Source organism: Corynebacterium lemuris, from assembly GCF_024919295.1.
In the GTDB taxonomy this organism is placed as follows: domain Bacteria; phylum Actinomycetota; class Actinomycetes; order Mycobacteriales; family Mycobacteriaceae; genus Corynebacterium; species Corynebacterium lemuris.
This window is the reverse complement of the sequence record NZ_JANWTC010000001.1, coordinates 79,706-92,109: the sequence shown is the minus strand read 5'-3', so window position 1 is coordinate 92,109 and position 12,404 is coordinate 79,706. Positions and strand designations below refer to the sequence as shown.

Genomic DNA, 12,404 nt, shown 5'->3' with positions numbered 1-12,404 from the left:
GATAGGTGGGGATCAGAAGGTCTCTGTCTTGGTGGTCCGGGCCGCCGGATCGGGGCTGGCCCAGCCGAGGTTCTGCTTGAGCGTGGCCTTGCGCAGTTTGCCCGCGGCGGAGCGGGGCAGTTCCTCCGGCTGGAGGAAGACCATCTGCTTGGGGATCTTGTAGCCGGCCAGCTGGGTGCGCAGGAAGGTGGAGAGTTCCTCCTGGGTGGCGGCGATCTCGCTGCGCAGGACGATGGCCGCGCGGACCTCCTCGTCCCATTTGAGGTCCGGCACCCCGACCACCGCCGCCTCGAGGACAGCCGGGTGCATGTGCAGGGCCTGCTCGACCTCTGCGGCGTAGACGTTCTCGCCGCCGGTCTTGATCATCTCCTTGAGCCGGTCACGGAAGAAGTAGTAGCCGCGGTCGTTCTTCGTGGCCACATCGCCCGTGCGCAGCCAGCCGTTCTGCAGTGCCTCGGCGGTCTGCTCGGGGCGGCCGTAGTAGCCGGACATCAGCGACGGGCCGCGGACGCAGATCTCACCGAGTTCGCCGACCGGGGTGGGGCGGCCGTCCGGGTCCTGCAACTGCACCTCGGCCATGAAGTACTCCTGGCCGATGGAGCCGTCGACCTCGGGGTCGAACATGTCCTCCGGACGCAGGCGGGTGACCATAGGGCCGGCCTCGGTGAGGCCGTAGCGGTAGTAGAGGTCGGTGCCCGGCAGCATATCGGCGAAGAGTTCCTTGTCGGGCATCCGCAGCAGGCCCGCACCGGTGTGCAGGGCCCGCAGGTTCTGCCGGAAGACCGGATCGGCGAGCACACCGTTGTCCATCATCTTGCGCATCATGTTCGGGATCATGAAGGTGTTGGTGATCTTCTCCCGGCCCACCCAGTCGACCAGCGATTCGGCGTCGAATTTCGGGGCCAGGACGCTGGTGGCCCCGCCGACGAAGTGGGAGACGAGCCAGCACAGCAGCCCGGCGGAGTGGAACAGCGGGGTGACGATGAGTCCGCGCTCGTGGGGCCGGGAACCCAGCTGGCAGTCGACCAGTTCGTTGAAGGCGTTGGATACGGCGGCGCGGTGGGAGAGGACGACGCCCTTGGATTTTCCGGTGCTGCCGCCGGTGTAGATGATGCACAGCGGCGAGTCCAGGGTGGCCTGGTCGGTGAGGGGGCCACTCCCCTGCCGCAGGTTGTCGGTCTGGGTGCCCTGGACGATGACGGTGGGCAGCTCGTCGTGGGTGCGGCCGTAGATCTCGAGTGCGCCCTCGAGGAGTCCGAGGAACTGCTCCTCGACCAGGATGATCCCGGCGCCGGTCTCCTCGATGCCCTCGGCCAGCTCCAGTTCAGTCCAGCGCCAGTTGTAGGCGACGTAGACGCCGCCGGTGGCGGCGATGGAGAAGAACATCTCGGCGTTGTAGACGGTGTTGGCCGCCAGGACGCCGATGTGGCTGCCGGGCTGTGCACCCAGGCTCCGCAGTCCACGCCCGAGGGCCCAGGATCGTTCCGCTAATTCCCCGTAGGTGCGCCGTCCGTCGACGCCCACGAGTGCCTCCTTCGCCGGTCGTTGGCGCTGATGGAGGTGCAACCAGTCTCCGATGGTCCGCATCGCTGCCCCTTCTCTGCTGTGTTCCCGGCGGGTGGACCGCGGGGATACGAGGATCACTTTTTAAAACTAACGATCGTTCGTAAGCGAGTCTAGGCTGTGGTCCGTGTCTCACGCAAGAGGGGCAGTGAAACTGGTCATGGAAAAGGGCGGGGTGAGCATCCCACCCCGCCCACGGCGGTATTGTTAAACGTCGTTCAAGTCTGGCGTTATGATGCGACTTTCCGGGAACGTGACGCCGCGTCCACCCGCTCGTCAGCATCCTCGACCTTCAGTTCGCGCAACACGAACTTGGTGTAGGTCTCCACGATTTCATCGAGACTCAGACGCCCCTCCGGCTGGTACCAACCCGCCAGATGGGTTCCCAGGGCGAGGATGCTGTAGGTGTGCAGACGGGAATCCAGCACAGAGGCGAGCCCCGATTCACCGGCCGCCACGATCGCAGCCTCGATGACGTTGGAGTAGTCGGTGCGCTTGGCCACGATCTCCCGGCGCGCCTCCTCCGAGAGCGCCCGGAGGTTGGTGTTGCCGATGTAGACCTCCTTGGCCCGGCCCGCATGGAAGCGGATGTGGCATTCCACCACCGAGCGCAGCCGCTCCACGGCATCACCCTCCACCTGGAGGGAGACCTGCTGCTCGGCGACCAGGTCGTCGATGACCCCGCCCATCACCTGGAGCAGGAGGTCCTCCTTGCTCGCGATGTGGTTGTAGAGGCTTCCGATCTTCAGCCCTGAGGCTGCCGCGACCTCGCGGAGATTGGTGGCGTCATAACCCTTCTCGAAGAAGAATTCCGCAGCTCTCTCCCGGACCACTTCCTTGGTGTTTCTCCCCGTGCGCGACATACGTACCTCACTTGATCGTCGGGTCGGTTTCCCCCGTTCCGGGGAAATGTGGATTCTTTCTTCTCACGCTATTGACAATAGCGCACCGTTCGGTGACGCTAAGGTGTACTAACAATCGTACGTTAGGAGAGCACATGTCCAACTCCTCCCTGTTCAGTACCTTCCAACTCGGCACCCTTGAGCTGCGCAATCGCACCGTCATGGCACCGCTGACCCGCAGCCGGGCCACCCCGGACGGAGTACCCACAGAGCTGATGGAGATCTACTACGCCCAACGTGCCGGCGCCGGTCTCATCATCTCGGAAGGCGTGGTCGTCTCACCGCAGGGCGTGGCCTACCCCCGGGTACCGGGCCTCTACAACGACGAGCAGATCGCGGCCTGGCGTCGGGTGACCGGCGCCGTCCACGGGCAGGGCGGGAAGATCTTCGCCCAGCTCTGGCATGTGGGCAGGCAGTCCCATTCCTCCGTCCAGCCCGACGGACTGCCGCCTTTCGCCCCCTCCCCCGTGCGTATCGAGGGCTACCAGTACTACCGCAAGCCGGACCGTCTCCCCTATGAGACGCCCCGCCAGCTCTCCCGGGAGGGCATCCGGAAGGTCATCGAGCAGTACGCGCAGGCCGCCGCCCGCGCGGTGGATGCGGGTTTCGACGGCGTGGAGATCCATGCCGCCAACGGCTACCTCATCGACCAGTTCCTCAACTCCGGCTCCAACCAGCGCTGGGACGAATACGGCGGCTCCCCGGCCAACCGGGCGCGTTTCCTCCACGAGCTTCTCGACGCCGTCGGCACCCGGGTCCCCCCCTCCCTCGTGGGGGTGCGCCTGTCGCCCTCCTCGACCTGGATGGATGCGTTCGACGAGGACAAAACGGCCCTGCACAGCCACGTCGTGGCCTCCCTGAACCGTCACGGTCTGGCCTATCTGCACCTGGTGGAACCGGAGATCGCAGGCAGCATCACCGCCGACGTCGCCGCCGACGCCGTACCCACCGAGAAACTCGCCGCCCTCTTCCATGGCCCGGTGATCGTCACCGGCGAGCACAACCTCGCCTCCGCCCAGCAGCGGATCGAGGACGGCGTAGCGGACCTGGTCGGCTTCGGCCGCACCTTCATCGCCAACCCGGACCTCCCGGAACGTCTGCGCACGGGCGCCCCGCTCAATCCCCCGGAGAAGCGGACCTTCTATGCCGGGGGCGCGGAAGGCTACATCACCTACCCCTCCCTCACGGAGGGGGCCCGGTGGGCGGAACTGCGCTCCGCCATCGAAGCAGGCACGCTCTCCGCAGAGGATCTCCTCGCGGAACTGTCCGCCAGGAACCCGGTCGAACTGGCCCGCTCCGGCGGGCTGCACTCCCTCCACCAGCTCCGCGAGCTGGTCACCAGCCAGACAACCGCCTCCCGAACATAAGGAACCCACCATGACCCCCACCTCCCTCAACGTCCTGGTCACCGGCGCCGCCGGCGGCATGTGCCGGGGAATCAACGCCCGTCTCGCCGCAGCCGGCCACACCGTGCTGTGCGCTGACCTGAACCTGGAGGCGGCGCAGGCCGCGGCCGACCAGATCACCGCAGCAGGCGGATCCGCCTACGCCTTCGAACTCGACGTCACCAGCGACGCATCCGTCGCACGTCTGCTCAACCAGGTCCAGGAATCCGTCGGCGATATCCAGGTCCTGGTCAACGCGGCCGGCATCCTCGACCGGAAATACCTCGCCGACCACGAGGAGGGTTCCTTCGAGCGGGCCATCGAGATCAACCTCAACGGCCCCTTCCGGATGATCAAGGCATTCGCGCCGCAGCTGGTGGAGCAGGGCTGGGGGCGGATCATCAACATCTCCTCCATCGCCGGCACCACCGGCTACCCCTACCCCAGCTACGCAGCCTCCAAGGCGGGCCTGTCGAACCTCACCCGTTCACTGCTCATCGACTTCTGGGGCACCGGCGTGACCGTCAACTCCATCTGCCCGGGCGTGGTGGACACCAACATGGTCATCCAGGAGGTCCGCGACCAGGTCAAGCGCAAGGTCCCCACCGAGCAGATCGTCCAGCCGGAGGAGATCGGGGCGATGATCAACTTCCTGCTCTCCGAGGACGCGAAGAACGTCAACGGCGCGGACCTGCTCATCGACGGCGGCGCCACCCGGGTCTTCTCACTCTTCGACCGCTGAGCCCCGTTCCCGACGGCAGGGGCGGCATCCGGGTTCCGGGTGCCGCCCCTGTTTTGTTGTGGTCAGGGCAGGAAGAAGAGCCCCTCCCGCGCGGGAGGGGCTCTTCAGAAGTTACGGGGTGTCGTCAAGCCCTCGCTTCCACAGCGAGGTCAATCTCGACCTCGTCCGCGATGAACCATTCCATGCTGCCCAGGAAGAGTCGTTCGTGCTTGAACAACGCCTCCGCCTCGGGTCCGGCGTAGGCCACGGCGACGTCCTTGACGGAGTCGAACCACAGCTCCGCCATGCCGTCATAGGGCCATTCCTTGCGGTGGGTGATGGCCGGGTTCTGACGGTACCGCCGGATGCCGGGCAACTCCCGCACGTAGGCGGGGTGCTCGACGTTCCAGTGGTGGAGGAATTCCTCCCGGCTCTGCTCGGGCTGCTTCTTCACGATCGCGACGATCTTGACCATGCGCCTCCTCCCTAGACCGGGGTGACGGCCTGGCGGCGCTCGACCGGCACGGCCTTGCGCTTGGAGTACAGTCCCAGGCGACGGGTCAGATCGGCGCGCAGCTCATTGGCCGGGACGACGGCCTCGACGGCGTTGGCGTTGGCGATCTTGAACACGTCGATGCCCTCGGCGTACTCGGCCTGCTTCTCGGCGATGAAGGCCTTGCGCTCCTCCGGATCCTCGATCTCGTGGATCTGGTTGTAGTAGATGCCGTTGACGGCGGCGTCCGGGCCCATGAGCGCGGGGCGGGCGGTCGGCAGGGCGATGACGGCGTCCGGGTTCATCGGGGCACCGGACATCGCCAGGTAACCGCCGCCGTAGGCCTTGCGCACGAGCACGGTGATGCGCGGGACGCGGCACTCGGAGACGGCGAAGATCATCTTCGCGCCGTGACGGATGATGCCCTGGCGCTCCACCTCGGAGCCGATCATGTAGCCGGCGATGTCCACCAGGAACAGGATCGGGATGTTGTAGGCGTTGCAGATCCAGATGAACCGGGCGGCCTTGTCCGAGGAATCCGGGAATATGGAACCACCCATGTGCATGGGCTGGTTGCCCACCAGGCCGACGGGGCGGCCGTTGATGCGGGCGAAGCCGGTGAGCATCTCCGGGGCGAACAGCTCCTTGTAGGGGAACCAGCTGCCCTCGTCCACGAGCGACTCGACGAACTCCTCCATGTCGAAGACCTCGGCCTCGCGCAGCGGGACGATCTCCTCGAGGGTGCGACCCTCGCGCGGCTCGGCGGCCGGCGCAATGGGCGCCGGGGTCTCCCAGTCGGCGGGCAGGTAGGACAGCCAGACACGGATCGCGGCAATCGCCTCGGCATCGTCCTCGACGAGTACGTCACCGAGACCGGAGACGGTGCAGTGCATCTCGGCGCCACCCATCTCCTCCAGGGTGACCTTCTCGCCGGTGACCATCTCGGCCAGGCGGGGAGAACCCAGGTAGGCGGTGGCGTGGCCGCGGACCATGATGGTCAGGTCGCACAGGGCCGGAACGTAGGCCGAACCCGCCGGGGAGGGGCCGAACAACGCGCAGACCTGCGGGACACGGCCGGAGATCTGGACCTGGTTGTAGAAGATGTTGCCCCAGGCGTGGCGGCCGGCGAAGGACTCGAACTGCTCGTTGATGCGGGCGCCGGCGGAATCGAAGAGGTAGACGATCGGGATGCCCGCCTCGTTGGCCTTCTCCTGGGCCTGGATGATCTTCTCGAAGGTGCGGTTCCCCCAGGTGCCGGCCTTGACGCTGAAGTCATTGGCGATGACGCAGACCTCACGGCCGTCGACCTTTCCGAAGGCGGTAACCACGGCATCGCCCGGCAGCCCCTCCTCGAAGCGTGCCAGCAGTCCGTCCTCAATGTAGTGCTGGTCATCGAAGAGCAGGTCCAGGCGTTGGCGCACCAGCAGCTTGCCTGAGTCGGTGATCTTCTTCCGGTTCTTCTCCGGCCCACCCAGGCGGGCCTCCTCAAGGCTGCGTGCCAGCCTGTCATGCACGGTCTCGTTCACCTGGTCCTCCTTGGTCATGTTGGTCTGATCGGCGGTCTTCTGCTCGGGGATGGTCTGGGTCATGGGATCCTCCGGTCGGGTCGGTCAGTCGGTCGATGTTCTTCCTCTATTGGTACACGAACGAACATACGTTAGTCTAGTGTATGTTGAGAGTCAGGCCACAGTTCCACCGGAATGACACGATCGACACAGTCTGAGACCCTCGACTGGGAACACCTCAGGAAGGAATGACCACCATGACAAACGCCACCCCCCTCGCCCCCACCATCAAGGGAGCCCCCGACCACTACTGGGATGCCCTGGAGACCGGCGACACCCTGCGCAGCCCCGGGCTGACCATCACCGAGGCCCACCTGGTCAACTGGGCCGGTCTGACCGGCGACTGGGTCTCCCTGCACCTGGACGCCCAGTACGCCGAGAAGACCACCTTCGGCCAGCGCATCTGCCACGGCCCCCTGACACTCTCGGCGGCGCTGGGTCTGATGACCCAGACCGGTTACTTCACCCACGTGGTCGCCTGGCTCGGGCTGGACGCGGTACGCGCCATGAAGCCGGTGTTCATCGGCGACACCATCCGCGTCGAGGCCGAGGTGAGCGTCGCCCGCGAAACCAAGAAACCCGAGCATGGGGTGTGGTCGCTCGGCTACACGGTGCTCAACCAGCACGACGAGGTCGTCATGACCTTCACCAGCAGTTTCCTCATCGAACGCCGCTGAGCCCGGCCCATAGAACACGGAAAGGAACATCATGACCGCTGCCCCGATCACCGCCCCGGCTCTGGCCCCCTTCGCCACGCTGGCCGACACCCCGGAGGTCGCCGAGGTCCGCGCCCGGGTGCGCCGGGTGCTCGCCGAGCACACCACCCCGGAACGCCTCGCCGAACACGACGAGAACGAGACCTATGATCTCGAGCTCTACAACGAGCTCGCGGCCGCCGGGCTCATCCGCCTGGAGACCGAGCTCGACGGCCGCAAGGCCTCCCACCAGAGTCAGGTGACCGTGCTCGAGGAACTTGGGGCTGGCGCCACCTCGGTAGGTGTGAGTATCGTCGTCCAGTACATGGGCGTCGAACTGCTCCACTCCTTCGGCAATTCCGCCCAGCGGCAGGAATTCCTGGCCCCGCTGCTCGACGGTGACGCCCGCATGTCCTTTGCCCTGAGTGAACCGGACGGTGGTACCGACGTCGCCCGCGCCATGAAGACCAGGGCCACCCGGCGCGAGGACGGCTCCTATGTCCTCAACGGCCGGAAGAAATGGATCGGCGGTGCCTCCACGGCGAATTTCCTGCTGGTGCTGGCGCGTACCTCGGAGATCGAGCGCTCCTCCATCGACGGCATCACGATGTTCATCCTGCCGCGCTCCACCCCGGGCATCACCACCACCCCCATCGACACGATGGGCATCCGTGCCCTGGAGCAGGCCGACATCGTCTTCGAGGACGTGGTCATCCCCGCTGAGCTCGTCCTCGGGAAGGTTGACCGTGGTTTCCGCCAGGTGCTGGCCACCCTCAACGGTGAACGCCTCAACGGTGCGGCCGTGGCCCTGGGCATCGGGCGCGGCGCGCTGGAGCACGCGGTGGCCTACGCACAGGACCGGGAGGCCTTCGGCCGGCCCGTGGGCGCCTTCCAGGCGCTGCAGCACGAGCTTGTCGACGCCGCCGTCAAGGTCGAGTCCGCCCGCCTCCTGCTCCATAACGCGGCGCGTACCTCCGATGAGGCCGAGGGCGGTGCCAACGAGACTCTTTCCGCGATGGCGAAGCTGGCCGCCTCCGAGGCCGGCACGACCGCCTCGGACGTCGGCATGCGGGTCATGGGCGGCTGGGGTTTCCTGCGCCAGTTGCCGATGCAGCGCTACTTCCGCGATGCCCGGCTCTACACCTTCGCCCCGCTCACCGATGAGATGATCCGCAACTACATCGGCGAGAAGCACCTGGGACTGCCCCGCTCCTACTGATCCACCCCACTACCCCACCCCTCTTTCTGAAAGGAACCACCCCCATGTCCCAGAACACCCCCGGCCCCGACTTCGACATCAACAAGAACGTCGACATCTTCACCGTCAACCGTGCCGACGAGCTCGGCGACGCCCCCGGCCAGACCCACAACGCCCGCCGCATCTCCGGCGTGTCCAGGGAGAACTCGGCCGCCTCCAAGATCTGGTTCGGCAAGGTCTACACCGGCCCCGGTGAGGTTTCCGGCGCCCACCACCACGGCGAGGCCCAGACCGGCGGTTACGTGTTCAAGGGCCGCGGTTACATCCGCTACGGTGAGCGTTACGAGAAGATCGTCTACATGGAGGAGGGCGACTTCGTCTTCGTCCCGCCGTTCATGCCGCACATCGAAGGTAACGCGAGCAGGACCGAGGAGCTGATCTGGATGACCACCCGCACCCCGGACAACATCGTGGTCAACCTCGAGGACCAGGACATCGCCGACATCGAGATCGACTACCGGTCCTGATCCACCCCGACTTCAACCAAGGAGCACCCATGCAGAAGACCGTCACCGCCCGCCCGGTCCCCTATCTCCGCGGTCACCCGGAGACGGCTTTCGGTATCCATCCGGTGATGACCGACGGTCATACCGCCACATCGGCCATGCATCTGGGCGGGTGGGGGCTGCGGGCAGACGGCACCCGGATGCACCAGGGTGCCACCGGCGTGCTCATCGACGACACCACCGCCTATGCGGCGCTCACCACCCGTGGTGCCGGGCAGTGGGGGGTCACCTCTGAGATCAGCGTGGACTTCCACACCACGATCCCTGCGCGAGCACAGCTGATCTCCGCCGCCGCCACCGCAGACCACAGCACACAGGGCTGGGGCCACAGCAGCGGTCAGCTGCGCGGCGAAGGCGGTGAACTCATCGCGACCATTGGTCAGCGGATGCGTTTCTTCCCCGGTGATGACTCACCGCACCGGCAGACACCTGTTCCGCCGGAGGCACCCTCCTGGTTGACCTCCCTTGATTCCCACCTGGAGTTCTCCGACCAGCAGGGCACCCGGAGCGAGTTCGTGCTGCGGACCGACCCTGGAATGCGCAACCCGATGGGGATGCTCCACGGCGGAATCGGTCTGTGTTTCTCGGAGGTGGCCGCGAATGCGGCCTGGGAACGCTCCAGCAATTTCCCGGGTGAGCCGTTCCGCACCGCCTCGCTGCGGGTGTCCTATCTGCGCCCCGGCGTGCTGGACGGCGATCTCCGGGTCGTCGTGGACATCATCCACTCTTCCCGTTCCGTGGTGCTGGCCGAGGTACACATCCGCAATGTGGACGGCTCGGCGGCCACCTTCGGCCTGGCGACCCTGCACCGGGTGGCCACGATGTAGGGGAGGCGGGAAACCTTGGAACGCCGGGCAAGTCTGCGGTTGTCCGGCGTTCCTGTTCTCTCTGCAACAGACTCGTCACCCTCCCTGGGACAGCTCTACGATGGGGCCTGAATCACATTCGGCAACCGCTATGTAAGCGACGAGAGGATCTCACGTGGCACCGCAGGAACACATAGAAGAGACGCTGGACGCTGTCGACGCCCCCGCCCCGGACAGCGGGAAAAAACCCGATGCCCCGCCCAAACTCACCGGTTCCAGTTGGAAGTACGCCCTGAAACGGTCCGTGCGGGAATTCATCTCCGACGGTGGTACGGACCTGGCGGCGATGCTCACCTACTTCACGGTCCTGTCTCTGGCGCCGTCCATGCTGGCGGTGTTCTCCATCATCACCCTGGTGCTGGCCAATAATGCCCGGGCCGTGACCACCCTGGTGGAGGATTTCGCCGAGACATACGTGCCCGCGGACTACCAGGAGCTGGTCACCGACCTGATCCACACCATCACCGGTTCGGCAACCGGTGGTGCGGTCGCCCTGATCATCGGTGTGGCCACCGCCCTGTGGTCCTCCTCGGGCTACGTCAGAGCCTTCTCCCGCAGCACCAACGCCATCTATGAGCGCACCGAAGGGCGGGGCCTGATCAAACTGACCGGCACGATGCTGGCCACCACCCTGGGCCTGCTGCTGGGTATTGTGCTCATCCTCATCTCCCTGGTCCTCAATGAGACGGTGGTTTCCGGGCTGCTCGGCCCGGTCGCGGAACCCTTCGGGCTGGGCGGGGTCCTCGCCTTCCTCATGGGCACCTTCCTACCGGTGTGGGCGTGGGTGAAGTGGCCGGTGATCCTGGCGCTGCTCATTGTTCTCATCGCGGTGCTCTACTACTTCACCCCCAATGTCCGGCAACCGAAGTTCCGCTGGATCAGCCTGGGTTCGATCGTCGCCATCCTCGGCATCGCCCTGGCCTCCGGGACGCTCTACCTGTACTTCTCCCTGCTCGGCGGGTACAGCGCCTACGGCGCAGTCGGCGGCGTCATGGCGCTGCTGTTCACGCTGTGGGTGTTCAACATCGTCCTGCTGCTGGGCGTGGAGATCGACGCCGAAGTCGAGCGCGCCCGTGAGCTGCAGGCCAACATCGCGGCGGAGGAGAACATCCAGCTGCCCCCGCGCGATACCGCCAAGGTGGAGAAACAGCAGGAGGTGCAGGAGAGGCTCGAGGCTGACGGCCGGGAACTGCGGGCCACCCACAACGAGGACAGCGACGCAGCTGAAGGGGATGGCGGGGATGAGGATAAAAACGAGCGTTCCGGCAGCACCGCCTACGGGAAGAAGTGAGGCAGCGAGGGTGCGCGCCACCGGGTGATGAACGACCCAGAGGTCAGCAGCGCCCCCGCACCGCTTCCTCGACCGCCGCCACAGCGACATCGAAACGGATCCGCTCCTGTTCAATGCGCAGGTGTCCCGTCTCGAGCAGCTCCTCCAGACCGGCCGATTCCGCCGCGGTCAGCCGCTCATAGACACGCGGTCGGAAATCCCGGTCAGCCACCCCCAGGTGCCGCCACCGATGCACAGTCGCCCGGTCCATGAGCACCGAGCTCACCTCAGCCACAACCGCACGGACACCGTCGAGGATGGCGTAACCGTCGGCATCCAGATCACCCCAGTAGATCAGAGGCGCAGCACGGAAGAATGGCTCCCGCGCGATCGTGACGGCCCGGAACCCCGCGCCCCAGGCCAACACCACCCCGGCCGGAACAGGCAGGGCCAGGAAGGACTCGAGGTTCTCCACCATGACCACCGCCCGCGGCACCGGAATCCGGGGCAGTTCGGAGAACACCACCTCCACATCGCTCAGCCCGCCCGGCCCCTGCTCAGCAGAGAAGCGCAGGCGCACCCGCCCCTCCGGTTCTGCCAGACCCAGCTCCGCACGGCCGATCTCCCCGCGGCGGGCGGCCAACAGGGTTTCCACCAACTCGCGGTGCTGTTCCAACCACTTGGTGTGCACCCCCTCCACGGCGACCGTGCGGGGCAGCACACCGGAGGCGGGGTGTGCCTCGAACCAGGCCAGCACCTCTGCCGCCAGGTGCAGGTCCGCCATCGCCACACTGCGCCACAGAGGCAACGCCATCAGCACGGCCGCCGGCGAACCCGTCATCGCGACCAGCAGACCACGGCGCTGCACCAGCCCCTGCCACTCCTTCCGGTACCCGGTGAAGTCCACCAGCTGCTCCACCGTGTCCAGCTGGAGGCGCACGGGCACCTTCTGGCGGCCCAGGCCCACGGCGGACCAGTTGCGCACGGCGGTCTCCACACCGTCGATGCCCTGCCACTGGCGGATGAACTCCTGCGTGGCCGGCACGTCCGCCGCGGCCTGAGCCGCGGTCGGCGGGCGCAGCGGGAAGCCGTAACCCCCGAAGTCCCCGGCGAGCAGCTCGCGTTCGCGGGAGCGGAGGTGGCGGAGGGCGCGGGAGCGGGCGTCGATAAGCGGGAGCAT

12 protein-coding genes are annotated in these 12,404 nt (G+C 66.4%); 7 read left to right on the top strand and 5 right to left on the bottom strand.

What is annotated here, in order from left to right; translation table 11 throughout:
• Positions 1–12: 12 nt before the first annotated feature.
• Together NYP18_RS00450 and NYP18_RS00445 are read right to left on the bottom strand one after the other, a co-directional pair.
• A complete protein-coding gene (locus tag NYP18_RS00450) occupies positions 13–1,587 on the bottom strand; it encodes a class I adenylate-forming enzyme family protein (protein WP_259426150.1) in 1,575 nt (524 codons plus the stop codon).
• A 206-nt stretch (positions 1,588–1,793) separates the two neighbouring features.
• On the bottom strand, positions 1,794–2,396 hold the full coding sequence (locus NYP18_RS00445) for a TetR/AcrR family transcriptional regulator (protein ID WP_259426148.1): 603 nt from the start codon (positions 2,394–2,396) through the stop codon (positions 1,794–1,796).
• 164 nt (positions 2,397–2,560) lie between these two features.
• Here NYP18_RS00445 and NYP18_RS00440 point away from each other — a divergent pair, with 164 nt between their 5' ends.
• Both NYP18_RS00440 and NYP18_RS00435 read left to right on the top strand, forming a co-directional pair.
• Positions 2,561–3,832 (top strand): alkene reductase, encoded by a 1,272-nt coding sequence (locus tag NYP18_RS00440; RefSeq protein ID WP_259426147.1) that lies wholly within the window; start codon positions 2,561–2,563, stop codon positions 3,830–3,832.
• 10 nt (positions 3,833–3,842) lie between these two features.
• Positions 3,843–4,592, top strand: coding sequence for an SDR family NAD(P)-dependent oxidoreductase (locus NYP18_RS00435; protein WP_259426146.1), 750 nt, complete (start codon positions 3,843–3,845; stop codon positions 4,590–4,592).
• A 124-nt stretch (positions 4,593–4,716) separates the two neighbouring features.
• On the opposite strand, the gene NYP18_RS00430 is transcribed toward NYP18_RS00435, so the two are convergent.
• Both NYP18_RS00430 and NYP18_RS00425 read right to left on the bottom strand, forming a co-directional pair.
• Positions 4,717–5,046, bottom strand: a complete 330-nt coding sequence (locus tag NYP18_RS00430; protein WP_259426144.1) for an EthD family reductase — start codon at positions 5,044–5,046, stop codon at positions 4,717–4,719.
• Positions 5,047–5,057: 11 nt separating this feature from the next.
• Positions 5,058–6,653 carry an acyl-CoA carboxylase subunit beta gene (locus NYP18_RS00425; protein ID WP_259426143.1) on the bottom strand — a complete coding sequence of 532 codons (1,596 nt, stop codon included), beginning with the start codon at positions 6,651–6,653 and terminating at the stop codon, positions 5,058–5,060.
• 173 nt (positions 6,654–6,826) lie between these two features.
• On the opposite strand from NYP18_RS00425, the gene NYP18_RS00420 reads away from it, so the two are divergent.
• The 5 genes from NYP18_RS00420 to NYP18_RS00400 all read left to right on the top strand — a co-directional run bounded on the left by NYP18_RS00420 (position 6,827) and on the right by NYP18_RS00400 (position 11,245).
• The gene (locus NYP18_RS00420) at positions 6,827–7,306 is read left to right on the top strand and encodes a MaoC/PaaZ C-terminal domain-containing protein (protein WP_259426142.1); all 480 of its coding nucleotides are present in this window, start codon (positions 6,827–6,829) and stop codon (positions 7,304–7,306) included.
• 31 nt (positions 7,307–7,337) lie between these two features.
• On the top strand, positions 7,338–8,543 hold the full coding sequence (locus NYP18_RS00415) for an acyl-CoA dehydrogenase family protein (protein WP_259426141.1): 1,206 nt from the start codon (positions 7,338–7,340) through the stop codon (positions 8,541–8,543).
• Between the two features lie 44 nt (positions 8,544–8,587).
• On the top strand, positions 8,588–9,049 hold the full coding sequence (locus NYP18_RS00410; protein ID WP_259426139.1) for a cupin domain-containing protein: 462 nt from the start codon (positions 8,588–8,590) through the stop codon (positions 9,047–9,049).
• 29 nt (positions 9,050–9,078) lie between these two features.
• Positions 9,079–9,915, top strand: a complete 837-nt coding sequence (locus tag NYP18_RS00405; RefSeq protein ID WP_259426138.1) for a hotdog domain-containing protein — start codon at positions 9,079–9,081, stop codon at positions 9,913–9,915.
• A 154-nt stretch (positions 9,916–10,069) separates the two neighbouring features.
• Complete coding sequence (locus tag NYP18_RS00400; protein WP_259426136.1) at positions 10,070–11,245, top strand: YihY/virulence factor BrkB family protein; 1,176 nt, start codon at positions 10,070–10,072, stop codon at positions 11,243–11,245.
• 43 nt (positions 11,246–11,288) lie between these two features.
• On the opposite strand, the gene NYP18_RS00395 is transcribed toward NYP18_RS00400, so the two are convergent.
• Positions 11,289–12,404: a Wadjet anti-phage system protein JetD domain-containing protein gene (locus NYP18_RS00395; RefSeq protein ID WP_259426135.1), complete on the bottom strand. Its 1,116-nt coding sequence runs from the start codon at positions 12,402–12,404 to the stop codon at positions 11,289–11,291.